The sequence below is a fragment of the Nonomuraea sp. NPDC051298 genome (assembly GCF_055586305.1).
Map to the genome: position 1 here is coordinate 226,061 of NZ_JBVJIM010000010.1, position 24,837 is coordinate 250,897.

At 69.4% G+C, this 24,837-nt stretch carries 29 protein-coding genes and 1 tRNA gene; 17 read left to right on the forward strand and 13 right to left on the reverse strand.

Annotated features, from left to right (window positions below):
- Positions 1-74: 74 nt before the first annotated feature.
- The gene (gene ypfJ, locus ACZ6S0_RS27840; RefSeq protein ID WP_465922261.1) at positions 75-1,040 is read left to right on the forward strand and encodes a KPN_02809 family neutral zinc metallopeptidase; all 966 of its coding nucleotides are present in this window, start codon (positions 75-77) and stop codon (positions 1,038-1,040) included.
- A gap of 115 nt (positions 1,041-1,155) precedes the next feature.
- A complete protein-coding gene (locus tag ACZ6S0_RS27845) occupies positions 1,156-1,452 on the forward strand; it encodes a type II toxin-antitoxin system VapB family antitoxin (protein WP_344879030.1) in 297 nt (98 codons plus the stop codon).
- A 551-nt stretch (positions 1,453-2,003) separates the two neighbouring features.
- Here ACZ6S0_RS27845 and ACZ6S0_RS27850 read toward each other — a convergent pair.
- The gene (locus ACZ6S0_RS27850; protein WP_465922262.1) at positions 2,004-2,411 is read right to left on the reverse strand and encodes a hypothetical protein; all 408 of its coding nucleotides are present in this window, start codon (positions 2,409-2,411) and stop codon (positions 2,004-2,006) included.
- 78 nt (positions 2,412-2,489) lie between these two features.
- Entirely contained in the window at positions 2,490-2,702 is a 213-nt protein-coding gene (locus ACZ6S0_RS27855; protein ID WP_465922263.1) for a DUF397 domain-containing protein, read from the reverse strand.
- Positions 2,703-3,247: 545 nt separating this feature from the next.
- On the opposite strand from ACZ6S0_RS27855, the gene ACZ6S0_RS27860 reads away from it, so the two are divergent.
- The gene (locus ACZ6S0_RS27860) at positions 3,248-3,799 is read left to right on the forward strand and encodes a UTRA domain-containing protein (protein WP_465922264.1); all 552 of its coding nucleotides are present in this window, start codon (positions 3,248-3,250) and stop codon (positions 3,797-3,799) included.
- A gap of 5 nt (positions 3,800-3,804) precedes the next feature.
- On the forward strand, positions 3,805-4,521 hold the full coding sequence (locus ACZ6S0_RS27865) for a GntR family transcriptional regulator (protein ID WP_465922265.1): 717 nt from the start codon (positions 3,805-3,807) through the stop codon (positions 4,519-4,521).
- Between the two features lie 207 nt (positions 4,522-4,728).
- Here the strand turns inward: ACZ6S0_RS27865 and ACZ6S0_RS27870 are convergent.
- From ACZ6S0_RS27870 to ACZ6S0_RS27885, 4 genes are all read right to left on the reverse strand, one after another.
- Positions 4,729-4,815, reverse strand: a tRNA-Ser gene (locus tag ACZ6S0_RS27870).
- 10 nt (positions 4,816-4,825) lie between these two features.
- On the reverse strand, positions 4,826-5,281 hold the full coding sequence (tadA, locus tag ACZ6S0_RS27875; protein WP_465922266.1) for a tRNA adenosine(34) deaminase TadA: 456 nt from the start codon (positions 5,279-5,281) through the stop codon (positions 4,826-4,828).
- A gap of 16 nt (positions 5,282-5,297) precedes the next feature.
- A complete protein-coding gene (locus ACZ6S0_RS27880; protein ID WP_465922267.1) occupies positions 5,298-5,774 on the reverse strand; it encodes a tRNA adenosine deaminase-associated protein in 477 nt (158 codons plus the stop codon).
- A gap of 17 nt (positions 5,775-5,791) precedes the next feature.
- Positions 5,792-6,307: a tRNA adenosine deaminase-associated protein gene (locus ACZ6S0_RS27885; RefSeq protein WP_465922268.1), complete on the reverse strand. Its 516-nt coding sequence runs from the start codon at positions 6,305-6,307 to the stop codon at positions 5,792-5,794.
- Positions 6,308-6,581: 274 nt separating this feature from the next.
- On the opposite strand from ACZ6S0_RS27885, the gene upp reads away from it, so the two are divergent.
- From upp to ACZ6S0_RS27920, 7 genes are all read left to right on the forward strand, one after another.
- The gene (gene upp, locus ACZ6S0_RS27890; RefSeq protein WP_465922269.1) at positions 6,582-7,220 is read left to right on the forward strand and encodes a uracil phosphoribosyltransferase; all 639 of its coding nucleotides are present in this window, start codon (positions 6,582-6,584) and stop codon (positions 7,218-7,220) included.
- A gap of 225 nt (positions 7,221-7,445) precedes the next feature.
- Complete coding sequence (locus ACZ6S0_RS27895) at positions 7,446-7,670, forward strand: hypothetical protein (RefSeq protein WP_344879006.1); 225 nt, start codon at positions 7,446-7,448, stop codon at positions 7,668-7,670.
- Positions 7,671-7,767: 97 nt separating this feature from the next.
- A complete protein-coding gene (locus tag ACZ6S0_RS27900; protein WP_168010888.1) occupies positions 7,768-7,926 on the forward strand; it encodes a hypothetical protein in 159 nt (52 codons plus the stop codon).
- Positions 7,923-8,456, forward strand: a complete 534-nt coding sequence (locus tag ACZ6S0_RS27905) for a PH domain-containing protein (RefSeq protein WP_344878998.1) — start codon at positions 7,923-7,925, stop codon at positions 8,454-8,456. Before ACZ6S0_RS27900 ends, ACZ6S0_RS27905 begins: the two co-directional genes overlap by 4 nt.
- 96 nt (positions 8,457-8,552) lie before the next feature.
- A complete protein-coding gene (locus ACZ6S0_RS27910) occupies positions 8,553-9,896 on the forward strand; it encodes a helix-turn-helix domain-containing protein (protein WP_465922270.1) in 1,344 nt (447 codons plus the stop codon).
- A 99-nt stretch (positions 9,897-9,995) separates the two neighbouring features.
- Positions 9,996-10,670 carry a FadR/GntR family transcriptional regulator gene (locus tag ACZ6S0_RS27915; protein ID WP_465922271.1) on the forward strand — a complete coding sequence of 225 codons (675 nt, stop codon included), beginning with the start codon at positions 9,996-9,998 and terminating at the stop codon, positions 10,668-10,670.
- A 131-nt stretch (positions 10,671-10,801) separates the two neighbouring features.
- A complete protein-coding gene (locus ACZ6S0_RS27920; RefSeq protein ID WP_465922272.1) occupies positions 10,802-11,263 on the forward strand; it encodes a MarR family winged helix-turn-helix transcriptional regulator in 462 nt (153 codons plus the stop codon).
- A gap of 49 nt (positions 11,264-11,312) precedes the next feature.
- On the opposite strand, the gene dnaN is transcribed toward ACZ6S0_RS27920, so the two are convergent.
- From dnaN to ACZ6S0_RS27935, 3 genes are all read right to left on the reverse strand, one after another.
- Positions 11,313-12,410, reverse strand: coding sequence for a DNA polymerase III subunit beta (gene dnaN / locus ACZ6S0_RS27925; protein WP_465922273.1), 1,098 nt, complete (start codon positions 12,408-12,410; stop codon positions 11,313-11,315).
- Between the two features lie 107 nt (positions 12,411-12,517).
- Positions 12,518-13,168, reverse strand: coding sequence for a response regulator transcription factor (locus tag ACZ6S0_RS27930; protein WP_425568610.1), 651 nt, complete (start codon positions 13,166-13,168; stop codon positions 12,518-12,520).
- The gene (locus tag ACZ6S0_RS27935) at positions 13,165-14,595 is read right to left on the reverse strand and encodes a sensor histidine kinase (protein WP_465922274.1); all 1,431 of its coding nucleotides are present in this window, start codon (positions 14,593-14,595) and stop codon (positions 13,165-13,167) included. Before ACZ6S0_RS27935 ends, ACZ6S0_RS27930 begins: the two co-directional genes overlap by 4 nt.
- Before the next feature lie 109 nt (positions 14,596-14,704).
- Between ACZ6S0_RS27935 and ACZ6S0_RS27940 the strand changes: the two genes are divergently transcribed.
- On the forward strand, positions 14,705-15,610 hold the full coding sequence (locus ACZ6S0_RS27940) for an ABC transporter ATP-binding protein (RefSeq protein ID WP_465922275.1): 906 nt from the start codon (positions 14,705-14,707) through the stop codon (positions 15,608-15,610).
- On the forward strand, positions 15,607-16,335 hold the full coding sequence (locus ACZ6S0_RS27945) for an ABC transporter permease (protein ID WP_465922276.1): 729 nt from the start codon (positions 15,607-15,609) through the stop codon (positions 16,333-16,335). Before ACZ6S0_RS27940 ends, ACZ6S0_RS27945 begins: the two co-directional genes overlap by 4 nt.
- A gap of 59 nt (positions 16,336-16,394) precedes the next feature.
- Here the strand turns inward: ACZ6S0_RS27945 and ACZ6S0_RS27950 are convergent, their stop codons facing one another.
- Positions 16,395-17,309 (reverse strand): SMP-30/gluconolactonase/LRE family protein, encoded by a 915-nt coding sequence (locus ACZ6S0_RS27950; protein WP_465922277.1) that lies wholly within the window; start codon positions 17,307-17,309, stop codon positions 16,395-16,397.
- 56 nt (positions 17,310-17,365) lie between these two features.
- Between ACZ6S0_RS27950 and ACZ6S0_RS27955 the strand changes: the two genes are divergently transcribed.
- Positions 17,366-17,797 carry an Lrp/AsnC family transcriptional regulator gene (locus ACZ6S0_RS27955; protein ID WP_344878965.1) on the forward strand — a complete coding sequence of 144 codons (432 nt, stop codon included), beginning with the start codon at positions 17,366-17,368 and terminating at the stop codon, positions 17,795-17,797.
- Between the two features lie 9 nt (positions 17,798-17,806).
- Positions 17,807-18,301: a redox-sensitive transcriptional activator SoxR gene (soxR, locus tag ACZ6S0_RS27960; protein WP_465922278.1), complete on the forward strand. Its 495-nt coding sequence runs from the start codon at positions 17,807-17,809 to the stop codon at positions 18,299-18,301.
- 67 nt (positions 18,302-18,368) lie between these two features.
- On the opposite strand, the gene ACZ6S0_RS27965 is transcribed toward soxR, so the two are convergent.
- The gene (locus tag ACZ6S0_RS27965; RefSeq protein WP_465922279.1) at positions 18,369-18,830 is read right to left on the reverse strand and encodes a universal stress protein; all 462 of its coding nucleotides are present in this window, start codon (positions 18,828-18,830) and stop codon (positions 18,369-18,371) included.
- Positions 18,831-19,000: 170 nt separating this feature from the next.
- Here ACZ6S0_RS27965 and ACZ6S0_RS27970 point away from each other — a divergent pair, with 170 nt between their 5' ends.
- A complete protein-coding gene (locus ACZ6S0_RS27970) occupies positions 19,001-19,837 on the forward strand; it encodes an alpha/beta fold hydrolase (protein WP_465922280.1) in 837 nt (278 codons plus the stop codon).
- Between the two features lie 102 nt (positions 19,838-19,939).
- Complete coding sequence (locus ACZ6S0_RS27975; protein ID WP_465922281.1) at positions 19,940-20,740, forward strand: helix-turn-helix domain-containing protein; 801 nt, start codon at positions 19,940-19,942, stop codon at positions 20,738-20,740.
- Positions 20,741-20,865: 125 nt separating this feature from the next.
- Here the strand turns inward: ACZ6S0_RS27975 and ACZ6S0_RS27980 are convergent, their stop codons facing one another.
- A complete protein-coding gene (locus ACZ6S0_RS27980; RefSeq protein WP_465922282.1) occupies positions 20,866-21,357 on the reverse strand; it encodes an SRPBCC family protein in 492 nt (163 codons plus the stop codon).
- A gap of 111 nt (positions 21,358-21,468) precedes the next feature.
- Positions 21,469-24,741 carry a replicative DNA helicase gene (dnaB, locus tag ACZ6S0_RS27985; protein WP_465922283.1) on the reverse strand — a complete coding sequence of 1,091 codons (3,273 nt, stop codon included), beginning with the start codon at positions 24,739-24,741 and terminating at the stop codon, positions 21,469-21,471.
- Positions 24,742-24,837 lie beyond the last annotated feature (96 nt).

Consider the following 24,837-nt stretch of genomic DNA (forward strand, 5'->3'; position numbering starts at 1 on the left):
GCTAAAAGTCCCACCCATTCCCATCGCGGTGCGTATTTGTCCCACTACGGGGGAGAACTGCGTCGGGGGTAGCGATGCAGTTCGACGACGACAAGCCACTCGATCCGTCGCAGGTCGAGGACGTCCGGGCCTCCGGGCCGCAGCCGGGCCGCGGGGGCGGCGGCGGGTTCGGCGGGATGCCGGGCGGCGGCTGCATGCTGCCCATCGGCGGCCGAGGCGGCGGTTGCCTGTTGCTGCTCCTGGCGGTGGGTGCGATGTTCCTGTTCGGGATCGTCCCCACGCCCTTCTCCGGCAACGAGGGCGGGCAGCAGGGCGGCGGGCAGCAGCCCAGCCCTCCGCCCGCGATCTCTCCCAGCGGGAACCTGGCCGAGCGCTGCCGCACCGGCGCCGACGCTGAACAGTCGGAGGACTGCCGTGTCGTCGGAACGGTCAACAGCATCCAGGCCTACTGGCGGCAGGAGTTCCAGGATCTCGGGGTCCGGGCGTACACGCCCGCCAAGACCGTGCTGTTCTCCCAGGCGGTCAACACCGGCTGCGGGCCTGCCGACTCCGCCGCGGGGCCGTTCTACTGCCCGGCCGATCGCAAGGTCTACCTGGACCTGACCTTCCTCAACACGCTCCAGCGCGACTTCGGGGCCGAGGGCGGGCCGTTCGCCCAGGCGTACGTGATCGCCCACGAGTACGGCCACCACGTCCAGAACCTCCTCGGCACCATGGACCGGGTCGGCCGCGACAACCGCCCCGGCGCCGAGAGCCCCTCCGTGCGCCTCGAACTCCAGGCCGACTGCTACGCCGGGGTCTGGGCCCAGAACGCGGTCAAGACCGGCTTCTACCGGGAGCCGTTCACCCAGAGCGACATCAACCAGGCGCTGAGCGCCGCTTCGGCGGTCGGCGATGACAGCATCCAGCGGCGTACGCAGGGCCGGGTGACCCCGGACGCCTTCACGCACGGCACCTCGCGGCAGCGCGAGAAGTGGTTCACCGTCGGCTACGACGGCGGCGATCCCCGGCGGTGCGACACCTTCTTCGGTCAGATATAGGCCCTCTTCGGAAGCCGTCTTACGAACGGACGCGAAAAGCACGCGCCTGCCCACTGGGCTGCGCCGACGTCACCGAGATAGCGCGAGGAATCGGAATCTCTCCTAAAATCGGAGGGTGATCTTCAAGCTAGTCGGCGACGGACGCCCTTATCCCGACCACGGTCTGACGCACCGCGAATGGGCACAAATCCCTCCACGGCAGGTCCGGCTCGACTCGTTGGTCACCACGAAGGCCATGCTGGACCTGCACTCGCTGCTCGCCGCCGACTCCACCTTCTACGGGGACCTTTTCCCGCACGTGGTGCAGTGGCAGGGCGAGCTCTATCTGGAGGACGGCCTGCACCGCGCGTTGCGGGCGGCACTGCAGCAGCGATCGATCCTGCACGCCAGGGTCCTGGAGCTGCCCGACTGAGAAAGGGAAAAGGGAGGGGCCGCGAATCCCGGCTCCTCCCTTTTCGGTGCCCGGCCAAGTGGCCCGAACTTTCCCACCTCATTCGGGAATCCCACTGAAAACGGTTATGCCCGTCGCCCTGCGCGACCGGCGCGCGTCCCCCGGCACGCGAAAGGACCTTCGACTGCCGGACGGGATTTGCACCCCAGCCCGTAGCCGGTCAGGACGGACGCAGACAGACCCGGCCGGGACCGGACGGACGGGCCACCCGGCCCCTCGGTCGGCCAAGGTTCTTTCAACACTTCGTCCATCCACAGCCTGCGAGTCCCTGTGGATCACCTCACGTGAAGCTCTGACCTGCAAAAACTAGCCGATCAACGTTTCACGGTGTGGACTCCGTCCACACGAATCCACAGACCTTTCCACAGCTTGTCCACAGCCCAGGAGCCAAGTTGTGCACAGGTTGTCCACAGGATGGGCGGGGGCGTCGTTCGTCATGTCCGGGACGCGGCGGGCGGGAGTCCCCCAGTCTCGCGCACGAGAGCCGCGACCCCGGTCGCCGCCAGGCCGACTCATGGGGCCGTGCCCCTTGCGGTCGGGCAGGGATGGGGCACGTGCCGGTTCGGGCAGCAGATCATGGCGATCGAGGCGAACCGGCCGGCCCGCAGCCACTCGCCCCACTGCACGTCCACGCCACGCGACAGCGCATCGGCAGCCCACTCCAGACGGTCCTCCACCAGGACACTCTCCGGGTGCAGGAACGCCGCCCGCACCGTGCGGTACTCGGACGTCAGCCAGGCCACCGCCTCGGCGGGGTCGTCGAACGTGGCCGCGATCAGGGAGGCGGGCTTGGCCAACCAGTCACCGGTCCGCATCGGCGGCAACGGCGACGCCGCGAAGTCAGGGGACGACGGGCGGCGTTCGGCCTCGTTGCCGCGGTCGGCGCCGACACCGACCCACTGGTAGGCGTGCCAGTGCATGATCAGGATGCTCCCGTAGAGTTCTCCGAGTGCGGCCCCTGCTTGCTAGACCCAGGCAGGGGCCGCCGTCTCGGACTGCTAGATGGTGGTTACACCGGCCGAGCGACGCTCGGCACCGGAGAACCGGAGCGTCCCGGCGTCCGGGTTCTTCGAGTCACGCAGCGCGTAAGCGTCCTCGACGCCCGGAATCGGGGCGATCTCCACGCACGACTCGCCGTCCTCGTTCTGCTGGTTGCCGCCGCAGAGCTTGGTGAACGGCACGTCACCGATCGGGCGTGCGTACAGATCCATGGGATCTCCTCTCGCCTGGCCTCGGGAGATTCCGAGGCGGCTCACCCCGAGCACGGGATTGCGCTCGAGGGCTTGAAACCCCAGCCCGCCGCCTGCCGTGCAGACAAGGGCGGACCGGGGCTGCTCATTGGGGCCGTGCAGACGGGCCCACCGTCATGTCCTGGGCGCACAAGCCGCCCATCAGCGTGATCCACCCACCGGCAAGACCTCTGAGGCAGTGCCGCCGACAGGGCCGCGAGATCTCGGCAGGAGCCCGAGAGGGCCTGTGGATCGGCGTCTCGAAGGCGGTCCTGGACTGTCCACGGATGTCAGGACCTCGATTCCTGATCAAGGGCCCGTCCGACGTCCCACAAGGTCGTGGCGGGCCCGATGCGTCTGGAGCAAGGCCGAAGGACCTACCGAGTGGCGCGACAAAGCCTTACTGCGATTCCCGAAAAGCAGCAAGGCCGCAAGGAGAGGCGACGTGGATACTCTTGATCTGGCCGCCATCTACCGAACCGGCGCGGTGGCCGGTAAATGGCCCTTTCTGCCCAACGGAGGAACTCATGGCAGACACAGGCTGGGTCAGTGTCTCTGCTCCGTATGTACGGCCTCGCCGCCCCGGAGAGCCGGACGCCTGGGCTGAAGAGGCCGCGCAGCAGGGCCACGTCGGCACGCATCAACTCCGCAGCGTGGAAGAGGTTCGTGCGCCGCGGAAGGTCGCAGAAGCGTTCGGCTTCGGCGCGGAGGAGACCGCGATCGTCCGACGCCGACTGGTGCTTCTTGACGGGCGGCCGACAGAACTCGCCGACTCCTACTACCCGCCGGCGATAGCTCGCGATACCGCCCTCGCTGAGATGCGCAAGATTCGGGGCGGGGCCCTTGCCCTGCTGGCCGAGCTCGGCCTCGAGCCGTGCGACGCCGAGGAGAGTGTCACCGCTCGACCCTCGACGGAGGAAGAGCAGGCGACGCTCGACATTCGCCCACAAGACTGGGTCCTGGTACTCACAAGAGTGCTGCGAGCCGGCGACGGGACGCCGATCGAGGTCACCGTGATGACGATGGTCGCCGAGGGCCGCGAACTGCGCTACAAAATGATCATTAATGAGGAGAGCTGACCATCTTGGCCAGACGGCTGGACCCGCGTCCTCGTCATCAGCAGATCGCCGCAGAGTTGCGCGCCGAGATCATGTCCGGCACTCTGCGGCCGGGCGAGCAGCTTCCTTCCACGTCAAATCTGGTCGTGCGTTTCAGCGCGGCCAACGCGACGATTCAACGAGCCCTGCAAGCTTTGAAGGATGAGGACTTCGTACGCGGACACGCGGGTAAGGGCGTGTTCGTACGAGACAGAAAGCCTTTCGTCGTCGAAGCCTCGGCATACAAGTCCCCGAACCCGCGCGGCTACAGCTACGAACTCCTCAAGGTCGGCGAGGTGCAGCCACCGAACGACGTGGCCACCGCGCTCGGGACCGAGGACGGCGGCCGCGTCGTCGTGCGCCAGAGACTGCTGGTCCACGATGGTGATCCAGTTGAGCTGTCATGGTCGTACTATCCGGTCCACATCGCCGCCGGAACTCCGCTGGCAGCCCGTAAGAAGATCCGTGGAGGCGCACCGGAGGTCCTGGCCGACTTGGGCTTTCCAGAGCGCTACTTCGAGGACCGAATTTCTGTACGGCAACCGACATCGGAAGAGGTCGAAGGGCTGGACCTACCGCCCGACGTGCCGGTGTTCCGTCAGTTTCGCACTGTCTACAGCAATTCCAGGCAGCCGGTGGAAGTATCCGTTCTCATCAAGGGTGGCCACCTCTACGAGCTGTCCTACCGGCAACTCGCGGAGTAAGTGGCCGTCGCACCTCGGTCGGCGCCGACACGGGGGGCTCGAGCCAAATTCATCGGCCCCTCTGGCGTGTGTCCGAAGCGCGGCGAAGATCGTGGGCGGTGTCGTCTGCGCGATCACGGCTGAGGGCCGATGCCCCCATATCCCCTCATGACGGGAAGACGAAGGGCCTCCAACCTACTTTCGCAGGTCAGAGGCCCAACTTAGCGGCGGTGGTGGTGGGATTTGAACCCACGGATGAGTTGCCCCATCACACGCTTTCGAGGCGTGCGCCCTCGGCCACTAGGCGACACCACCGCGGACGAGCTTACCGGATCCTGCGAGTGGCGAAGAACCGCTTTAGTACGTCTCCACACTGCTCCGCCAGGACCCCCATCACGACCTCGGGTCGATGGTTGAGCCGCCGATCGCGTACGACGTCCCAGAGTGAGCCCACGGCCCCGCCCTTCTCGTCCGTGGCGCCGTACACGATGCGTTCGACCCTGGCCAGCACCGCGGCCCCAGCGCACATGGTGCAGGGCTCCAGCGTGACCACGAGCGTGCAGCCGCTGAGGCGCCACTGCCCGCGCAGCGCGGCGGCCCGGCGCAGCGCGAGCACCTCGGCGTGGGCGGTCGGGTCGGCGGCCGACTCGCGGTCGTTGCCCGCCGCCGACAACACTTCACCGAGCGGGTCGAGCACCACCGCGCCCACGGGGATCTCCCCCCTCGCGCCGGCCGTGACGGCCTCCGCCAGGGCCAGGCGCATGGCCTCCTCGTCGGTCACCGCGAGCCCCGGTACGTCACCGCAGTCGGTCGAGCTCGTCGCCGAACGACAGCCGCTCGGCGATCACCGACAGGATGTCGGCGGGCAGCAGGCCCTCTTCCATGCTCAGTTCGAGCAGTTCCTCAGAACTCACGCCCAGGTCGCTGAGCAGTTCGAAGTCGCCCGCCGGGCGTACGCCGAGGCCGTTGCTCTCCTTGTCGGGCACCACCCCGGCGAACTCGGCGAACAGCTCGCCCAACCTGTCGGACAGGATCGCGTGCACGTCGGAGAGGAACACCCGTGGCTCGTCCTCGCCCCGGTAACGGGCGATGGCGAACCATTCGTCCTCGACCTCGACGCACAACAGGGCGAGTTCGTCGCCGGAGAGGCCGAGCGTCTCCGTGACCGCGTCGCCGAAGTCGTCGACGATCTCGGCGTCCCCGAGGTCGACTTCGGCGCCGCTCCAGCCATCGGAAGTCCTGACAAAAGCCGCAGTGAAGGTGTTGGACGCCATGTCCGCGCTCCAGGGGGTCAGCCGAAGACCGATTCGATGGCACGCTCGAACGGCTCGGAGAAGCCGAGCCGCGCGGCAATGCTGGACAACACATCTTCGGGAAGCAGGTCGATGTCGCCGGAGAGGATGCCCAGCTCCATCTCGTCCAACCCGAGGTCGGCGAAGATCGACAGATCACCGGCGGGGAGCACGGTCTCCTCGTCCTGGAGGATCTCGTCGAGCTCCTCCTCGTCCGGCACGGGGACGTCGAGGTAGTGGAGGACCTGACGCGCCAGCGGGAAGTCCCAGGAGGCGGCGATGTCGGAGAGGAAGACGTCGACCCGCTCGCCGAGGACCCGCAGCGCCACGAAGAACTCATCGCCGACCGCGACCAGCCCGATCGTGCCGCTCTCGCTCGGCTGCTGCTTCAGGGCATGGATGAGCCCCTGCAGGTCGGACGTGAGCGTGACCGGCAGCAGCGCGGCCTGCCAGCATTCGTCCTCGCGATAGACCACGATGGCGAAGTCGAGAGCGTCTTCGTCTGTCATCGCCATCCCCACCCGACCTCTGACACGACAGATATCACCGAGACCCAATCGTTCCAGAACCGGCCACTGGCCGTGTGCCTCTCGGGCCAAATTGTGATCAAAACCAAAGATGTCAGCTCCCCGGGACCGTCTTGTCGTGTTCCACCGCCGCCTTGTCGTGTTCCACTGCCGCGTGCGGACGGGCTCCGAGCCGTCCCCGCCGTCACCCGGGAATTTGTGACGTTCGCCCCTGGTACGGGGGGTCGGCAGCAGGGTGGGTCAGGAGATAGCGTGGGGTCCCATGGAGACCCTCGTCGTCGATCATCCGCTCGTGGCCCACAAGCTCACCACGCTGCGCGATGTCCGCACCGACTCGCCGACCTTCCGCAGGCTCGCGGACGAGTTGGTGACGCTGCTCGCGTACGAGGCCACGCGTGACGTCCGGGTCGCGGAGGTCACCGTCGACTCCCCCGTCTCGCCCGCCCGCGGTGTGCGCATGGCCAAGCCGTACCCGCTGGTCGTGCCCATCCTGCGGGCCGGGCTCGGCATGCTCGACGGCATGACCAGGCTGCTGCCCACGGCCGAGGTCGGGTTCCTCGGGATGATCCGCAACGAGTCGACGCTCCAGGCGGAGACGTACGCCACGCGGCTGCCCGACGACCTGTCGGGGCGGCAGTGCTACGTGCTCGACCCGATGCTGGCCACCGGCGGCACGCTGTCGGCGGCGGTGCAGTACCTGTTCGACCGCGGCGCGGTCGACGTCACGGCGCTGTGCCTGCTGGCCGCGCCCGAGGGGCTGGCGTACATGGACAAGGTGTTCGCGAACTCGGGCAAGCCGATCCGCGTCGTCACCGCCGCCCTCGACGAGCGGCTCAACGAGAACGGCTACATCGTGCCGGGCCTCGGCGACGCCGGCGACCGGCTCTACGGCGTCGTGTGACCGCGTCCCAGACGTATAGACGTCCCAGACCCAGACGTATAGACGCTGTCAGCGACGCGTAAGCGCCGCCGGCGTCAGGTAGCCGTCGGGAGAAAGGCACGCCCCAGGATCCGTCCGGAAAGCCCGCTTCTCATCACGCCGAGTCATCGCTTCGTTACATACTGTGGTTTGGTGGGTACGAATGAGAACGGAAGGCAACTTCCGGATGCGCGTGGGGGAAGCACGATGAGCGATCACACCGAGGCGGATCCGACTCCGTACGCGGATGTGGAGTCGGTGCTGTGCGACGAGTTCGCCGGCGTCCACTCCACGACCACCGTAACGCGCTGCGTGGAGGCGGCGCACTACGGCGCGCTGGAGGTCACCGGCTACGCCCATCCCAGCCTTGTCGAGCGCATCGCGCGCAAGCACCTTCACGTGCTGGCTCTGGTGGCCAGCGAACGTGGCTAAGCAAGATCCGAACTAACCCGCCAAGTTACCTTTACCCGGGCACCCGGGTGGGTAATGTAGTTGGCGGGTGGAGTGGGTAAGTGGCACGGAGGCGACGGTGCAGGTCAAAAAGGTCCTCACATACGGTGGTATCGCATTTGTTGCGTACTACCTGTTCGCGCGACCAGCAGACGCCGCGGATGCGGTGAGGGGAGCGTTCGACACGGTGTTCAACGCGGCCGACTCGCTGGCTCAATTTGTGAACAGCCTCTCATGAGACTTGTGACCCACGGGGACTCCGCTCCATCGTCGGTCAACCGCTACCTCCTCCCCCACGAACAACAGGTCATCATGGTGCGGCGGCACCCTGCCATCCTGCTTCGCCCGGTCGCCGAGGTGCTCGGCGGCCTGATCATCGCCGGAGTGCTCAGCAGGTTCTTCGGCGGCGGCGAGGCGGGTGGCACGACGCTCGTGGTCGTGTGGTGGCTCTGGCTCCTGCTTCTGATCCGTTTCGTATGGAAAGTCGCGGAGTGGTCGGTCGATTACTTTGTGGTGACTTCGAAGCGTATGTTGCTCACCACAGGGCTCATCACGCGCAAGGTCGCGATGATGCCCCTGGGCAAGGTCACCGACATGAGCTTCCAAAGATCTCTGCTTGGGCGCATGCTCGGTTACGGTGAGTTCATCCTCGAGTCAGCCGGTCAGGATCAGGCTCTGTCAACGGTGGAGTACATTCCGTATCCGGAGACCCTCTACCTAGAGGTCTGCCAGATGCTTTTTCCCGGCAAGGACGACAGCGACGATTAATCTCGGCGTGGCAAATTCTTCACGCGGGGATACCAGATTCGGCTACTTCATGCAATCATTGCGTGTTGTTGACCCTTCCCCGCCTTGAGAGATGAGATGCCGAGTCAGGGAACCATCGGTGACCGCGTCCGCGGACTGCGGCTGAACAGGCGGATGTCCCAGGCCCAACTGGCCGGACCCGACCTGTCTGACAGTTATGTCTCGCTCATAGAGTCGGGCAAGCGCACGCCGACTCCAGTGGTGGCACGGCTCCTGGCTGAGCGGCTGGGGTGCACGACCGAGTTCCTCCTTCACGGGATCGAGCCTCGGCAGCGCATCGACACCGAGCTGGGGCTGCGTCACGCCGAGCTCGAGTTGCAGCACGGCGATCCGTCCGTCGCCGCCGACCGTTTCACGGAGATCGTGAAGGCGGCCGACGAGGAGAACGCCATGCTGACCGCGCAGGCGCGGTTCGGCCGGGCGCGTGCGCTGGAGGCCCAAGGCCGGTTGGGGCAGGCGGTGGAGGCGTTCGAGCGCCTGCGCAGGGAGGCGGCGGCGCACCCCGAGCGCCTGGCCGACCTGCCGATCACCATCGCGCTGAGCCGCTGCTACCAGCGGGCGGGCGACCGTCTGCGGGCCCGCGACCTGGCCACCGCCGCGCTGGGGCAGGCCGAGCGGCTGTCCATCACCCAGGGAGAGCTGGCCACCGACCTGGCCGCCGCGCTGATCGAGGGGCGCAGCGAGCGCGAGAGCGACTCCCCCGAGCTGGCGTACGTCCAGCACGTGCTGGACACGACCGGCATACCTGAGGTTGTGGACCGTTCCGGAGAGATCCAGGCGCTGTGGCGGGCGAGTGCCACCGCGGCGGCCGGTGAAGACTCGGCGCTGGCCGTGCGCCTGGCCGACGACGCGATCATGGCGGGCCGCCAGACTCGGCTCGCGCTGCAGCTCGCCCGTACGGCCATGCACTGGGCCAGGCTGTCCACGGCGCCGGCCGACGAGGCCGAGCGGCTGGTCGCGGGCGCGGTCAGGACGTTCTCGGCGTTCCCGTCCACGGCGCGCGAGCACGGGGAGAGCCTGGTCGTCCACGCGCGGGTCAAGCTGCGCGCCGACGACCTGGTGGGCGCCGGCGAGCTGGCCGTGACGGCACTGGGGCCGGCGCACGACCGCGTGGGCACGACCGCCGCCGAGGCGCGTCTCGTGCTGGCCACCGTCGCGCTCGCCCAGGAGGGGGACGCCTCGGCGCACCTGCGCGGCGCGTACGAGCTGCTCGACTCGCTCGACCGGCCGGTGTTCGGCACCGACCGCCAGGCCGCCCGCTGCTGGCGTGAGCTGGGCGACCTGTACGGCCGGGTCGGGTCCAGGACTCAGCAGACGGCCGCATATCGTAAAGCCCTCGAAGCTGCCGGAGTTCGCTCCGCCATGGCGGGGGTGACGGCTGACGCCACGGTCTCTCGCTGAACCTCCGGGAGCTCCAGATTTGGCCTTTCGAGTCTGGAATAATTAGGGTCGACCAGTCATTGACTCATAGGATGATTGGTTTCCCGGAGGAGGCGGACTGTGAGTCTGCGTACGGCGCAGCGGGCTTCGCTCGTCGACCAGGTGATCGATCAGCTCAAGGAGCAGATCACCTCAGGGTCGTGGCCGATGAACGGCAAGATCCCGACCGAGACCGTGCTCGCCGAGCAACTCGGGGTGGGGCGTAACACCGTTCGTGAGGCCGTCCGCGCGCTCACGCACGCCGGGCTGCTCGAGTGCCGTCAGGGCGACGGCACTTACGTCCGGGCCACGAGTGAGCTGTCCGGCGCGATGCTGCGGCGGCTGCGCCAGGCCGAGCAACTCGAGATCCTCGAAGTACGCCGTGCGCTCGAGGTCGAGTCGGCCCGGCTGGCCGCCACCCGGCGTACCGACGAGGACATCCGGCGCATCGAGGAGGCGCTGGCCGAGCGCGACCGCGCCTGGGAGCTGGACGACCCCGACTTCTTCGTCGAGGCCGACCTGGCCTTCCACATGGCGGTCGCGCACGCGACGCACAACCTGGTGCTCATCGACCTCTACGAGGACTTCTCTGCGGCGCTGCGGGCCAGCATCACGGCGGTCGGCACGTCGCTCAACAAGAGCTACATCCCGCACGACGCCATCGCGCGGGCCATCGCGGCCGGCGACGCGTCGGCGGCCGAGCGGGCGGGGCACGCCTGCATGGAGCACATCCTCATCGCGCTCACCGACTCCTGATCGGCGGCCCCCGGGCCGATCACGATCCCGCCGAGGGCCTGATCGGCGCGGTCATTCGACGGCGCCCTCCACGTTGGTGGTCATGACTCGACCATCGGTGACCAACAAATGCCAATCCTCGGGAGTGCGTGGTGCGCAGGAGCCGACGCAAGCAGGATGATCCGGATCTCGGCGTCCTTTCCGGCAGGACGCTCTTCAGCCTGCAACGCGAGCTGTTCGCCAAGCTCGCCGAGCAGGGGCACCCAGGGCTGCGGCCCCGGTACGGCGCGGTGCTGGCCTACCTCGACGAGGAAGGCAGCCGGGCCACCGACCTGGCCGCGCAGTCGGGCCAGCACAAGCAGGTGATCGGCACGCTGGTGGACGAGCTGGTCGAGCTCGGGTACGTGGAACGGCGGCCGGACCCGGCCGACCGGCGGGCCAAGCTCATCGTGCCCACCGCCAAGGGGCTCGATCACATGGCCAAGTCGGACGTGATCCTCGCCGAGATGGAGGCGGCCCACGCGCGGGCGGTGGGCGAGGAGGCGTACGCGGAGTTCAAGAGGGTCTTCCGGCTGGTCGTCGAACGCCAGACCGGCGACAGGACCGACCCGTAGCCCGACCAGCGCGTCGAGCCTCGGCCCTGCGGCCCGGGGCGGGGCGGGCTCAGCTCTGGCGCAGGGACATGACGAGGTAGCGGAAGGCGGGCTGGGCGTCGCCGGGCACGTCTTGGATGAGCGCGGGCCTGGTGGGCGACTCGAGGTTGATGCGGGCCAGCTCGGTCTCGATGCCCGTCAGCCCGTCGAGCAGGAACTGCGACTGGAAGGCGATCTCGAGGTCGTCGCCGCGCAGCTCGCACGGCACCACCTCGGCGCCTCGCCCGATGTCGCCGCCACCGGCCTGGATCAGCACCTGCCCCTGGCTGAACGCCAGCCGGATCGCGGTGTTGCGCTCGGCCACCAGGGCCACCCGCTTGATCGCCCCCACGAACGGCGCCACCGGCACGTCGGCTCTGATCGACCAGTCGGCGGTGAGCCTGGTGCGATAGTCGATGAACTGCTCGTCGAGCAGGCGGACGGTCGTGCTGCGGCCGACGCTCTCGAACCCGGCCACCCCGTCGCCCATCGCGACCGAGACCTCGCCCCCGCGCAACGACTTGGCCACCTCGACCAGCACCCGCGCCGGCACCATGGCGGAGACGGCGGCGTCGGGACCCGCCGGACGCCAGGTGAAGTCGCGGGCGGCGATGCGATAGCGGTCGGTGGCCGCCATGGCGACCGACTCGCCGTCGATGTCGATCCGGATGCCGGTGAGCATGGGCAGCGTGTCGTCGCGGCTGGCCGCCGGGGCCACCTGGGCGACCGCCGAGGCGAACACGCCGCCGCCGATGGCCCCGATGCCGGGCGGCATGGCAGGCAGGGTCGGGAAGTCTTCGACCGGCATGGTGATCAGCCCGAACTCCGCGCTGCCGCAGGTGAGGACGGCCTCGGGCCCCTCGGTGACGATCTCGACGTCGTCGGCGGGCAGGCTCCGGCTGATCTCGGCCAGCAGGCGGCCGGGGATCAGCACGCGCCCCTCCTCGGCCACGTCGGCGTCGATCGTCGCCCGAGCGGAGACGTCGTAGTCGAACGCGGACAGCGTGACCTCTTCCCCCGCCTCCAGCAGCAGCCCGGACAGGACGGGCACCACGGGGCGGCTCGGCAGGGCTCGGGCAGCCCATGCCACCGCATCTGCCAGAACATCGCGGTTAACCCGGATTTTCACCTGATACCACCTCTTCGTCGTGCCGTGCCTCTATGAAAATAGCCGGTGCCACCGACAAGTCACGGCCGTTCGAGGAGTTACCGGGTCGGCCGACCCGGTAACCCCGGTCAGCGGCTGTTGAGGTAGGCGAGCACGGCCAGGACGCGGCGGTTGTCGTCGTCGGACGGCGCGAGACCCAGCTTGCCGAAGATGGAGGCCGTGTGCTTGGCCACGGCGCTCTCGCTCAGGTAGAGCCGCTGGGAGATGGCCGCGTTGGAGCGTCCCTCCGCCATGGCCTCCAGCACCTCGCGTTCGCGCGGCGTGAGCGCGGCCAGCGGCTCGTTCCTGGCGTTCCTGGCCAGCAGTTTGGCGATCACCTCTGGGTCCATGGCGGTGCCGCCCGCGGCCACCCTGCGTACGGCGTCGACGAACTGCTCGGCGTTGAAGACGCGGTCCTTGAGCAGATAGCCGATCCCGCCCGAGCCGTCGGCGAGCAGCTCACGGGCGTAGAGCTGCTCGACGTGCTGGGACAGCACGAGGACGGGCAGGCCGGGCATCTGCTTCCTGGCGGCGAGCGCGGCCTGCAGGCCCTCGTCGGTGAAGGTCGGCGGCAGCCGTACGTCCACGATGGAGACGTCGGGGCGCAGCTCCAGCAGGCCCTTCAGCAGCTCGGGCCCGCTCTCGACGGCCGCCACGACCGTGAAGCCGTGCGCCTGGAGCAGGTGGACCAGGCCGTCCCGGAGCAGGTAGAGGTCTTCGGCGATGAGTACGCGGCTCACGAACACCACGGCTTCCCCGGCTGCGCCTCGGCCATGAAGCACCCGCGGTCGTGCGCGGCTGGGATGCGGATGGCCATGACATGCATGATGACACCCAGCGAGACCATGCCGAGGATCACCGGCCACTGCCAGGGCTCGGGCACGTACAGGGCCAGGAACCAGCTCTTCTCCTCGACCCCCAGGATCTTGAACACCGCCGCCACCAGCCCCTGCGGGAACGTGGGACACCAGGCCGTGGCCCAGAGGAGCATGACCGTGACGGACTTCCAGCGCGGCAGCCTCGACAGGTTGCCCGCCCGGTGGTCGGGCAGCACCTTGGGCAGGTTCATGGTCACGATCGTGGGGCCGCCCGGCGGGCTGTGCAGCGCGAGCAGTCCGTCGAAGGCGGCCAGCCGCCGTTCGATCCCGGCCAGGCCGCTGCCCCTGGCCGGATCGGCGCCGCCGAGGCCGTCGTCGGTGACCGTGACCCGCAGGTCGGCGCCGTCGGTGCTGATGTCCACGATCGCGGTCTCGGCGTCGCCGTGCCGCGCGGCGTTGGACAGCAGCTCGCTGACGGCGAAGTACACCGCGGCCTCGACGGGCGCCTCGGGCCGGTGCGGCAGGTCGACGTCCACGGTGACCTGCAGCGGGCTGTCCATGGCCAGGGCGCGTACGGCGTCGGCCAGCCCGCGCTCGGCCAGCACCGGGGGGTGGATGCCGCGGATCACCCGGCGCAGCTCGGTGAGCGTCTCGGAGGAGGCGTCCCTGGCCTTGGCCAGCAGCGCCTTGGCCGCCCCCGGGTCGGTCTCGACGAGCTGCTCGACCGCGCCCAGCGTCATGCCGATCGCCACGAGCCTGGCCTGCGTGCCGTCGTGCAGGTCGCGCTCGATCCTGCGCATCTCGGCCGCCTGGGAGTCGGCCGCCAGGTTGCGGGTGCGCCTGAGGTGGCTCACCTGGCCCGCCAGGCGGCCGGCGGCGGTCGCGCCGAGCAGCCACCGGCTCCACCGGCCGTACAGGCGCAGGCCGGGCCCGGGGAGCAGGACGAGCACCGGCAGCAGCACGACCTTCACCAGCGGGTCGAACAGCAGCCAGACCTCGTCGCGCCACGTCGCCGGATCGCTGACCAGCCACTTCCACCGGTTGTTCCAGGCCGGAACGCGGGGTGTCCGGTAGAGCGTGCGCTCGGAGCGGTACATCCCGTCGGCCTGCGGAACCGGGGGCAGGGGCGCGGGCAGGTAGGGGGGCTCGATGTCGAGCCCCGTCCAGTCGCGTACGAGTCGCCGATTCAGCTCGGCCAGCTCCCTGACCATCATCACCTGCGGCGGGAACAGGAAGACCATGCCCAGCGCGAACGCCAGGAGCAGCATCACGGCGGTCAGGGCGATCATGGGGACCTGCACGAGCACGAGCGCGAGCAGGGTCACGACGTTCCCGAGCCTCCGAAGCATGCCACCAGTCTGCGCCACGGCCAGGGGCCAGGTCACTGCACCTAGATACACCCCTGCCGGGCATCCAGCCCGATTCCCCGAGGAATGCGGCGTTCCTAGCGTCGTAGCCATGAAAATCATCGAAGTCAGGAACTTGCGCAAGCAGTATCCGAACCACCTGGCGGTCGACGATGTGTCGTTCGAGGTGGCGGAGGGGGAGATCTTCGGCATCCTCGGCCCGAACGGCGCGGGCAAGACCACCACCGTGGAGTGCGTGGCGGGCCTGCGGGAGCGCGACGGCGGCACCGTACGGGTGGCCGGGCTGGACCCGCGAGACAACCGCGGCGAGCTGCGCCGGGTGCTGGGCATGCAGCTCCAGAGCGCGGCGCTGCCCGAGAAGATCAAGGTACGCGAGGCACTCGACCTGTACGCCTCCTTCTACCCCGACCCGGCCGACTGGACGGAGCTGCTCGAGCGGGTGGGCCTGGCCGACAAGCGCGAGACCACGTTCAGGAAGTTGTCCGGCGGCCAGCGGCAGCGGCTGTCCGTGGCGCTGGCGCTGGTGGGGCGGCCCCGCGTGGCCGTGCTCGACGAGCTGACCACCGGGCTCGACCCGCAGGCCCGCAGGGACACGTGGGAGCTGGTCGCGCAGCTACGCGCCACGGGCGTGACCATCGTGCTCGTCACCCACTTCATGGAGGAGGCGGAGCGGCTGTGTGACCGGCTCGCGCTCATCGACGCGGGCAAGGTCGTCGCCACCGACACCCCGGCCGGGCTCATCGCGCAGGTGGGCGGTGGGCAGCGGCTGCGGTTCCGGCCGTCCGCGCCCGTGGACGACGCGGTGTTGCTGGCCCTGCCCGAGGTGCGGGAGGTGACCAGGAGCGGCGAGCAGATGGTGGTGAGCGGCTCGGGCAATCTCGCGCCCGTCGTCACCCTCGCCCTGGCCCACCACCAGGTCGTCCCCGGAGACCTGCGCATCGAGCAGGCCACGCTCGACGACGCGTTCCTCGCTCTGACCGGAAGGAAGCTGTCATGAAGCTGCTCCTCGTGGAGACCAAGCTGCACCTGAGGGACTGGCCGTTCCTGATCTTCACGATCGGGTTGCCGGTCGCGCTGCTGGTCGTGCTGGGGATCAGCATCCCCGACCTCACGACGGTGGGCGAGTCGGGGGAACGGTTCGTGGACACGCAGATGCCGAGCATGATGACGCTCCTGTCGTTGATGACGCTGGCCTGCAACGTGGTGCCGGCGGTGCTGACCACGTACCGGGAGCAGGGGGTGCTGCGGCGGATGTCGACCACGCCCGTGCACCCCGCACGGCTGCTGGGCGTGCAGCTCCTGATCAACCTGGCCATCGGGGCGCTGTCCACGGTGATCCTGATCGTGACCGGGGCGCTGGTGTTCGGCTCGTCGGCGCCGCGGCAGTGGGTGGGGTTCGTCCTGGTCTTCCTGCTGGGCAGCGCCGCGTTGATGGCCCTGGGGCTGGTGATCGCCGCCCTGGCCCCGAACGGCAAGGTCGCGCCGGGGATCGGGTCGGCGGTGATGTCCCCGCTGTTGTTCCTGGCCGGGATGTGGGTGCCGCGCGACGTCATGCCGGACGCGCTGCGCACGGTCAGCGACTACTCGGTGGCCGGGCCGTTCGGGCAGGCGCTCAGGGACACGTGGGCGGGCCACGCGCCGCAGCTCACGCACCTGATCGTGGTGGCCGTGGGGCTGGTCGTCCTCGGCGGGCTGGCCGTGCGGCTCTTCCGGTGGGAGTGACCGCCGCGCGAGTCGGCCTGGGGATCGGGCCCGCCGTCGCGGGGGCGCGGCGGGAGGCGTCAGCGCCCGGCCCAGACCGGGCGCGCGCCTGTGACGTTGGTCATCAGGGAGTACAGCGAGGACGACGCCGCGATGAACATGCGGTTGCGCTTGAGCCCGCCGAAGACCAGGTTGGCCGTGAACTCGGGCAGCCGGAGCCGGCCGATCAGCGTGCCGTCGGGGTCGTGGCAGAGCACCGCCTTGCCGGCCGCGGCCCAGACCCGGCCGGTGTCGTCGAGCCGCAGGCCGTCGTACGTGTCCGGGTCGCCGCCCGCGGCGAACACCTTGCCGCCGCCCAGCGTGCCGCCGTCGCCCACCTCGAAGACCCGCAGGTATCTGGCCTGGGTGTCGGCGACGTAGAGCAGGCGTTCGTCCAGGGAGAAGGCCAGGCCGTTGGGCCGGGTGAAGTCGTCGGCCACCACGCGCACCTCGCCGGTCACCGGGTCGGCCCGGTAGACGTGACAGCCGTCGATCTCCTGCTCGGCGGCCACGCCCTCGTAGTTGCTGGTGATCCCGTACGGCGGGTCGGTGAACCAGATGGAGCCGTCGGAGTGGACGACCGCGTCGTTGGGACTGTTGAACCGCCTGCCCTCCCAGCGGTCGGCGATCACCGTGATCGAGCCGTCGTGCTCGGTGCGGGTGACCCGGCGGTTGCCCTGCTCGCAGGAGATCAGCCGGCCCTCGCGGTCGAGCGTGTTGCCGTTGGTGTAGCCGGACGGCTGCCGGAACGGGCCCACCGCGCCGGTCATCTCGTCCCAGCGGAGCATGCGTTCGTTGGGGATGTCGCTCCAGGCCAGGAACCGGCCGGCCGGGAAGTAGACCGGGCCCTCCGCCCAGCGGGTGCCGGTGTGGAGGATCTCGACCCGGTCGTCTCCGCCGATCGCGGCGAAACGCTCGTCGAGCACCTCGAACTCAGTGGGGATCGTGTCCGTCATGCCGAACACCATACGCGGTTCGGCATGAATGGCATATTGCCAGATATCATTCGGTGATGGATGAAGTCGACAAGATGTTGATCGGGCTGCTCCAGGAGGACGCGACGCGGTCGTACGCGGTGCTGGGGCAGGCGGTGGGATTGTCCAGCGGCGCGGCGCACGAGCGGGTGCGCAAGCTGCGTGAGCGCGGCGTGATCAGGCGCACCACGATCGAGGTGGACCAGGCGGCGCTCGGGCGGCACGTGACCGCGTACGTGCTGGTGGACGGCGGTTCGTGGATGGGCGACAGCAAGGAGGGGCTGGCGGCGATCCCGGAGATCGAGGAGGCGCACGTCATCGCGGGCCCGGCGTCGGTGCTGGTGAAGGTCCGCACTCCCGGCACCCGCGAGCTCCAGGACGTCCTGCGCCGGATCTTCCAGGTGGACGGCGTGACCGGGACGCGTACGGTCGTCGTCCTCGAAACCTTCTTCGAACGCAGCCTCAAGTAACCTTCAGGTATGACGAAGGTCGCCTGGAACACCAAGGAACTCACCGTCGGCCAGCTCGCCGAGCGCAGCGGCGTCGCCGTCTCGGCCCTGCACTTCTACGAGGCCAAAGGGCTCATCCAGAGCCGTCGTACGGCGGGCAACCAGCGCCGTTACACCCGTGACAGCCTGCGCAGGGTGGCGTTCATCCGGCTGGCCCAGCGCATCGGCATCCCCCTGAAGGTGATCAAGGACGCCCTGGCCGAGCTGCCCGACGAACGCACCCCCACCCGCGACGACTGGGCCCGGCTGTCGGCGGCCTGGCGCGGTGAGCTGGACGACCGGATCGAGCAGCTCCAGCGGCTGCGCGACGACCTCACCGACTGCATCGGCTGCGGCTGCCTGTCGCTCGACCGGTGTCCGGTGGCCAACCCGCACGACCGGCTGGGCGAGGAGGGGCCGGGCGCGCGGCGCATCGACACCCGGCTGTGCCCACCTCAGACCTGCGGCACCAGCACGGCGTGCTGACCCCGGAAGTGACAGGAGCGCCCGGGATCGCCGCCTATGAGGGAGTCTCAGGCGTCTTGACGGCGGCTTACGAGGGAGTCTTGGGCGTCTTGGCCGGAGGGACGATGAGGGTCGGCCGGTGGGCGTGGTGCAGCACGTGGTTGGAGACGCTGCCGAGCAGCACCGACCTGACCCCGGCCAGACCACGCGAGCCGGTCACGATCAGCGAGGCGTCGATCTCGTCGGCCACGTCGACGATCGTCTTCCAGATCGACTCGTTGTCGGCCACCGCCCGGTAGGTGACCTCGCCGAGCCCGGAGGCGAGCGCCAGTTCGGCCCCCTCCTTGGCGTGCTGCTCGGCCTGGGCCTGCGCCTCACCCTCGGTGCCGGGGTCGATCGCGCCGGCGGCCAGCGGATACTTCTTGAGCTGGACGAGCAGCGGCTCCCACACCGTGATGACGACCGTGGGCTCGGCGGCAAGGTGCTTGGCGGCGAACTCGATCGCGGCGCGCGCGTCGGCCGAGCCGTCGTAGGCGACGAGGATGGTCATGGCGTTTTCCCTTCGCTTCAGTCATCCGCTTCAGCACTGGAGCGATCGGACGCCATTCCTGAGGACGTTGTCTGGTTTGTCACACGTCTGTCCCGTGCTGCCGTGGGTCGTCGACTTTCCGGGAACATTTGTCCAAGACCGATGACCGACCGCCCGTGCACAGTCCCGGTATGAGTGAGTCTTACGTTGAGCACTCGCATCGGATGCACGTGGTCCACGACGGCCCGCGGGAGGCGCCGCCGCTGTTGCTCATCCATGGATCGGGGGCCTCGAGCGGCTCCTGGAAACCGGTGATCCCCGCACTCGCCGGCCACCATCACGTCATCCGGGCGGACCTGCCGGGCTGCGGCCAGTCCCCGCCCCCGCCGTCCTACGACGTGCCCGCGCAGGCGGGCCGGGTGGCGGCACTCCTCGACAGCCTCGAGATTCGTTCCATCACCGTGATCGGGCACTCCAGCGGCGGCTACGCCGCCACCGCGCTCGCCGAACAGCGCCCCGACCTGGTGACGTCGCTCGCGTTGATCAGCACCGGCCCGAGTATGGACGCGTTCCTTCCGCAACCGCTCCTCCTCCGGGCCCTGATGGCCCCGCCTCTCGGCCCGCTCCTCTGGTCGAGGCGTACGGACGCGACAACCCGTAGGGCGATAGGCGCGACGTGCGCCCGTCCGGTGGACATCCCGGACGACGTGATCGCCGAGCTACGGGGCACCACGTACCGCGCGATGAGGTCGACGTTGCGGGGGAACAGCGCGTACCTCACCGAGCGGAGTGTGCCTTCGCGTCTCGCCGCCCTCGACGTCCCGGTGCTGGTGCTCTTCGGCACGGCCGACCCACGCTGGGACCCGTCGTCGGCGCACCAGTACGACGCGGCCCCGAACACGCGGGTCGAGCTGCTGCCCGGCGTCGGGCACCTACCCATGTTCGAAGCGCCCGAGACCACCGGCGAACTGCTGCTCGGCTTCACGGCGACGAGCGCTGACGCCCCGCCCGCGAGCCCTGACGCATAGACTGGTCATGTGCTGTCGGCCGGGACACCACCACGCGGATGGGCATGGTCGGACGTGGAGGTCGCCGTCCCGCGCCCGTCAGATCGGCTGCCGGGGATCAGCATGGCCGGGTTCCGCCAACGTGCCCCCGCGTTCGGTGACATCGCCATGGTGGCGCACCCCTCCGTCACCGTGCTCGTCGACTTGAGCGAGGGAGACGGCCTCGCGTACGACGTCCAGGGCCGGCACGAGCGCGGCAGCGTCGTCGTCGGGCTCCTGCCCGGCGATCTTCGGGCGGCCGGCTGGGCGCGGATCGAGTGCCTCCAGATCCGGCTCGAGCCGGTCGTGGCGGCTGCGGTGCTCGGCGCATCGACCGAGCTGAGCGGGACGGTGACGTCGCTGGAAGACATCTGGGGCCGCGACGCCGGGCGGACCGAGGACCGGCTGCGCGCCGCCGCGTCGTGGGACGAACGGTTCACGATCGCCGCGGAGATCCTCGGCCGACGGCTGTGCGCCCGCCCGCCGGTCGATCCGGAGCTCGCCTACACCTGGCGGCGGACGCTCACCAGCCGGGGGCGGGTGCGGGTCGACGGCCTGGCGGACGAGGTCGGCTGGAGCCGCAAGCGCCTGTGGTCCCGCTTCCGGGCCCGGCTCGGCATCACCCCCAAACGCGCCGCCCGACTGGTGCGGTTCGACCACGCCTGCCACCTTCTCGCGGCGGGCCACACCGCCGCCGGCGTCGCCGCCGAGAGCGGCTACGTCGACCAGTCCCACCTCCACCGCGAGGTCAGGACCTTCACCGGGCTGACGCCCGCGGCCGTGGCCGTCGCGCCGTGGCTCGCGATCGACGACGTCGCGTGGCCGGCTTCGTCGCCGGCCCGGCGCCCTGTGACGGGTGGCGTACGCATCCCCGACCTCCGTTGAACAGGCGACCGACCTGCGCGGGTGCAGGGTCTCATCGATCGACGACCTGTCCACGGATCCGTTCGACGAGAGCGAGCGCGATGCCTGGGGGCGGAGCGTTTCAGCTCTCTCGGGCAGACCGCAGATCAGCCCTTCGCTTGGCGGACGTCCGTTCCGTGCTCGGCGAATGCCTTGAAGTCCTGCATGTGCTGTAGCGACTGCTTGCGGAAAGCGCCGGGCATCAGGAGCCCCATCAGCCGCATCAGCAAGCTGCTGAACCGGTACTCGCTCTCGCTCGCCCAGAGCGTCGTCTCCGGGCCGGTTTCGGTCAGGCGGTCGCGCGCGGCGCTCCACATGCCCTTGCCGACGATCTCGCGGTCGAAGTGGACGACGATCTCCCGCGGGATCCCGTGCAGGTCCACCGGTTCCCGGCGCGTGATGGTCTCGGTGGCCTCCATCTTCTGCTGCCCCATCTGCATCACAACTCGTGACTTGGTGCCGACCTGCCCGTGCACCCCGTTCAGCGGCTCGTGCAGCACCAGGCCCCGCAGCCATTTCGACAGGTGTTCCGGGTCGGCGAGTAGCTGGGCCACCCTCTCCCGCGGCAAAGCGATCTCGATCGAGACGGTGTACTTCATGTGGGAGTGCTCCAGCTCTCGAGTGAACGGACGCACACTAACAGCCTTGTCTTATATTAGTCCATACTAATTAATTGCCAAGAAAACTGAGACCCTGCAGCGGGGGGCGGCTCAGTGCTGGGCCATGTCCACGAAGCGGCTGTAGTGGCCCTGGAAGGCCACCGTCACGGTGGCGGTGGGGCCGTTACGGTGCTTGGCCACGATCAGGTCGGCCTCACCGGCTCGGGGTGACTCGGGCTCGTACGCGTCCTCGCGGTGCAACAGGATGACCATGTCGGCGTCCTGCTCGATCGAATTATGGACGCTGATCCCGTTGGCCACGAAGTTGTGGGTGCCGAGCACGGTGGCGTCGTAGACCGGCTGCTCCCCCAGGCTTTCGACGGAGGCGATCTCGTCCCAGAAGACGTCGTTCGTGGCCAGGATCTCCAGGTCGGCCTCATCGAGGATCGCGGCGACCCGGCCCAGCGGCTCGCGACCGGGTGCGTGCTCCCCCTGCGCGCCGGCCCCGGCTCGGGCGGCGACCCGGCGGTGCGTGCCACCCCGCTCCACCAGCGCTTCGCGGACGCGGCCCCACACCTCACCCGGAACGGTGTCGAGGCCGGCGGTGCCGGTGATCTTCCGTAGCTCGGCGACACACCGGTCGGCCTCCGGGGACCACTCGCCGGGCACGCCCACCTCGTCCAGGAACCGAAGCTGGTCCTCCGCGCCGTGGATCACCAGGTGGTAGCCCGGCCCCCGGCCGTGCTCGCGCACCTGCGCCAGCACGTTGAAGCGCAGCAGCAGTCGCGCGACGTCGTCGGCGAGCCGCCGGCTCGTGGCGGCGTAGTGGATCCGCGCCTGCCCGAGCGGCTCGTCCCATCGGACGCATCCACCGGTGGCCCACAGGCTCCGCAGGAACTGTGCGAGCCGCCGCCTGGGCAGCGAGAAGACCTCGGCGGGAACGGACCTCCCGTGGCCGCGCAGCGCGTGCGGCCACTCCCGAAGACGCTGGGGGGCGGGGACGTGGCGCGGGACGGCGAGTCGTGCCCCTGGGGACAGCTCGCCCAGCGGACGCCAGCCGTCGAGGGTCATGAAGGGGTGGTTGGCCGTCGCGTCGACCTCCCGGCCGGACTTCAGCCGCAGCCGGAAGACCTCCTTCACCCCGCTGGAGAAGACATGGGTCATGGTCTGCGGGACGAGCCTGAGCCTCTCGTCGAGAGACCACACCGGGACGTCGCGGGCCCCGGACTCCAGCAGCTCGCCCAGCGACACCTCAGCCCCGGTGTCGGCCCGCAGCACCCGGGTGTCCGCGGTGAGGCAGCCCGACTCGCGCAGGTCGCTGACCATCGGACGCTTGTCGGTACGTTGCTCGGGACCACGGTTGAGCTGGGAGATCGCGATGACCGGCACCTCGAGCTCCTTGGCCAGCAGCTTGATCGCACGCGAGATCTCCGAAACCTCGTTCTGGCGGCTCTCGGTCTTCTTCGGCGAACTCATGAGCTGGAGGTAGTCGATGATCACGAAGCGCAGGTCGTTGCGCTGCTTGAGCCGCCGGCACTTGGCCCTGATCTCCATCATCGACATGTTGGGCGAGTCGTCGATGAACAGCGGCGCCTCGGCCACCTCGCTCATCCTGCGGGCCAGGCGGGTCCAGTCGTCGTCGCCCATCATGCCCGAGCGCATGTGGTGCAGCGCCACGCGGGCCTCGGCCGACAGCAGTCGCATGGTGATCTCGTTGCGGGACATCTCCAGGGAGAAGACGACCGTGGTCATCCCATGCTTGATCGCCGCGGACCGGGCGAAGTCGAGGCCCAGCGTGCTGTTGTGGGTGGGAATGCACGACCGGCCGGCGAGGTACAGGTGGTCGGCGTTGTCGACCTCGACACATCGGACCGGGCGCGACGGGACGGGGCGCACGTCGACGACGTATCGCAGGCGCGCGGACGGGCGCGCGCCGGCCTGCCCTGGGAGCTGGAGGGACTGCTCGGAGGCGGCGTAGTCGATCAGGTGGCAGCCGGGCGTGCGCCCGTCGGCCCGCTTCGCGCGCATCGTCGCCTGGTGCCCGAGGCTCAGGACCAGCTCCAGCACGTCATCGGCCAGTCGCCGGCCCGGCACGGCGAGCTGGAGCCGCCCTTCGGGGTCGAGGTGTGCGTCGGCGCCGAGCAGCCCGTCGAGGAGATCGCGGCGCTGCTTCTCCGATGCGCGCAGGTAGAGCGCGGGGATGTGCCTGTCGTGGAGAACGCCCAGCTCGCCCAGGAGGTCTCGGACGGTGTCGTGGTCACACATCTCGCGACGTCGCGGACCACTCGAAGGGTCCGCGCAGGCGGGACACTCCGGGGCGCCGTGGGCGGCGCCCAGCCAGGTGCCGAGCACGTACGGCGGCAGCGGCAGGGCCCGCTCCACGAGCTGGAAGGGCGCGGCCACGGGCACCGCGTGGCGCGGCCCGCCACCGGGCGCCGTGCGGCGTAGCGAGGCGGCCAGCTCTTCTGTGGTGTGCACGGTCTGGTGCTCGGCGGCGCCGGTGGTCGTGCGCCACTGGTGCCGCGCGTCGGCGACGATCACCGTGCCGTCGCTGAACTCCACCTCGTAACACGGCCGCCCATGCATGACCTCGGTCGCCGCGACCACGCAGGTCGGCTCACCGTCGGCGCCGATGAGCAGGTCGCCGACCCGGACCTCGCCCATCGTCGTCCAGCCGGTCGGCGTGGGCAGCGGCGTGTCGAGGGCCAGGGCCTTGCCGATCGCGGGACGGGCGGCCACGACGATCATCTGGCCCGGGTGGAGGCCGTTGGTGAGCGAGTCGAGGTCCTGGAAGCCGGTCGGCACGCCCACCATCTGGCCGCCGCGGCTGCCGATGGCCTCCAGCTCGTCGAGGGCGCCTGGCATGATGTCGGCCAGCGGCGCGTAGTCTTCGGCCGTACGGCGCTCGGTGACCTGGTAGATCTCGGCCTGCGCGCGGTCGACGAGGTCGTCGACCTCTTCGTTCTGGCCGCCGTAGCCGAAGGCGACGATGCGGGTGCCGGCCTCGATGAGACGGCGCAGGATCGCCTGCTCCCGGACGATCTTGGCGTAGTAGCCGGCGTTGGCGGCCGTGGGCACGACGGCCGTGAGCGTGTGGAGGTAGGCCGCGCCGCCCACCCTGGCCATCTCGCCGCGCTTCTGCAGCTCGTCGAAGACCGTGACCGCGTCGGCCGGCTCGCCCCGGCCGTAGAGGTCGGTGATGACGTCGTAGACCATCTGGTGCGCCGGGCGGTAGAAGTCGTCGGAACGCAGGATCTCCACCACGTCGGCGATGGCGTCTTTCGACAGCAGCATGCCGCCCAGGACGGACTGCTCCGCCTCCATGTTGTGCGGGGGTGTGCGCTCGAAACCAGGGCCTCCGCCGGCCTCTTCGTCAATGCTCACCGCGCCCCCTCGAACTCGCAGGCGGTCGCACCACCCCCACTTGTAGTCGACCGGTCTGACAGTTTCGCGGAGTCTCGGTCGCTCGGCAACGTGGCC

Excerpts from the sequence above, each read along its gene's own strand:
- ypfJ (WP_465922261.1), top strand. The coding sequence starts at position 75 with ATGCAGTTCGACGACGACAAGCCACTCGATCCGTCGCAGGTCGAGGAC.
- ACZ6S0_RS27850 (WP_465922262.1), bottom strand. The coding sequence starts at position 2,411 with ATGCACTGGCACGCCTACCAGTGGGTCGGTGTCGGCGCCGACCGCGGC.
- ACZ6S0_RS27855 (WP_465922263.1), bottom strand. The coding sequence starts at position 2,702 with ATGGATCTGTACGCACGCCCGATCGGTGACGTGCCGTTCACCAAGCTC.
- ACZ6S0_RS27860 (WP_465922264.1), top strand. The coding sequence starts at position 3,248 with ATGGCAGACACAGGCTGGGTCAGTGTCTCTGCTCCGTATGTACGGCCT.
- ACZ6S0_RS27880 (WP_465922267.1), bottom strand. The coding sequence starts at position 5,774 with ATGGCGTCCAACACCTTCACTGCGGCTTTTGTCAGGACTTCCGATGGC.
- ACZ6S0_RS27885 (WP_465922268.1), bottom strand. The coding sequence starts at position 6,307 with ATGGCGATGACAGACGAAGACGCTCTCGACTTCGCCATCGTGGTCTAT.
- upp (WP_465922269.1), top strand. The coding sequence starts at position 6,582 with ATGGAGACCCTCGTCGTCGATCATCCGCTCGTGGCCCACAAGCTCACC.
- ACZ6S0_RS27895 (WP_344879006.1), top strand. The coding sequence starts at position 7,446 with ATGAGCGATCACACCGAGGCGGATCCGACTCCGTACGCGGATGTGGAG.
- ACZ6S0_RS27905 (WP_344878998.1), top strand. The coding sequence starts at position 7,923 with ATGAGACTTGTGACCCACGGGGACTCCGCTCCATCGTCGGTCAACCGC.
- ACZ6S0_RS27910 (WP_465922270.1), top strand. The coding sequence starts at position 8,553 with ATGCCGAGTCAGGGAACCATCGGTGACCGCGTCCGCGGACTGCGGCTG.
- ACZ6S0_RS27935 (WP_465922274.1), bottom strand. The coding sequence starts at position 14,595 with ATGCTTCGGAGGCTCGGGAACGTCGTGACCCTGCTCGCGCTCGTGCTC.
- ACZ6S0_RS27940 (WP_465922275.1), top strand. The coding sequence starts at position 14,705 with ATGAAAATCATCGAAGTCAGGAACTTGCGCAAGCAGTATCCGAACCAC.
- ACZ6S0_RS27945 (WP_465922276.1), top strand. The coding sequence starts at position 15,607 with ATGAAGCTGCTCCTCGTGGAGACCAAGCTGCACCTGAGGGACTGGCCG.
- ACZ6S0_RS27950 (WP_465922277.1), bottom strand. The coding sequence starts at position 17,309 with ATGACGGACACGATCCCCACTGAGTTCGAGGTGCTCGACGAGCGTTTC.
- ACZ6S0_RS27955 (WP_344878965.1), top strand. The coding sequence starts at position 17,366 with ATGGATGAAGTCGACAAGATGTTGATCGGGCTGCTCCAGGAGGACGCG.
- soxR (WP_465922278.1), top strand. The coding sequence starts at position 17,807 with ATGACGAAGGTCGCCTGGAACACCAAGGAACTCACCGTCGGCCAGCTC.
- ACZ6S0_RS27965 (WP_465922279.1), bottom strand. The coding sequence starts at position 18,830 with ATGACCATCCTCGTCGCCTACGACGGCTCGGCCGACGCGCGCGCCGCG.
- ACZ6S0_RS27970 (WP_465922280.1), top strand. The coding sequence starts at position 19,001 with ATGAGTGAGTCTTACGTTGAGCACTCGCATCGGATGCACGTGGTCCAC.
- ACZ6S0_RS27975 (WP_465922281.1), top strand. The coding sequence starts at position 19,940 with ATGGCCGGGTTCCGCCAACGTGCCCCCGCGTTCGGTGACATCGCCATG.
- ACZ6S0_RS27980 (WP_465922282.1), bottom strand. The coding sequence starts at position 21,357 with ATGAAGTACACCGTCTCGATCGAGATCGCTTTGCCGCGGGAGAGGGTG.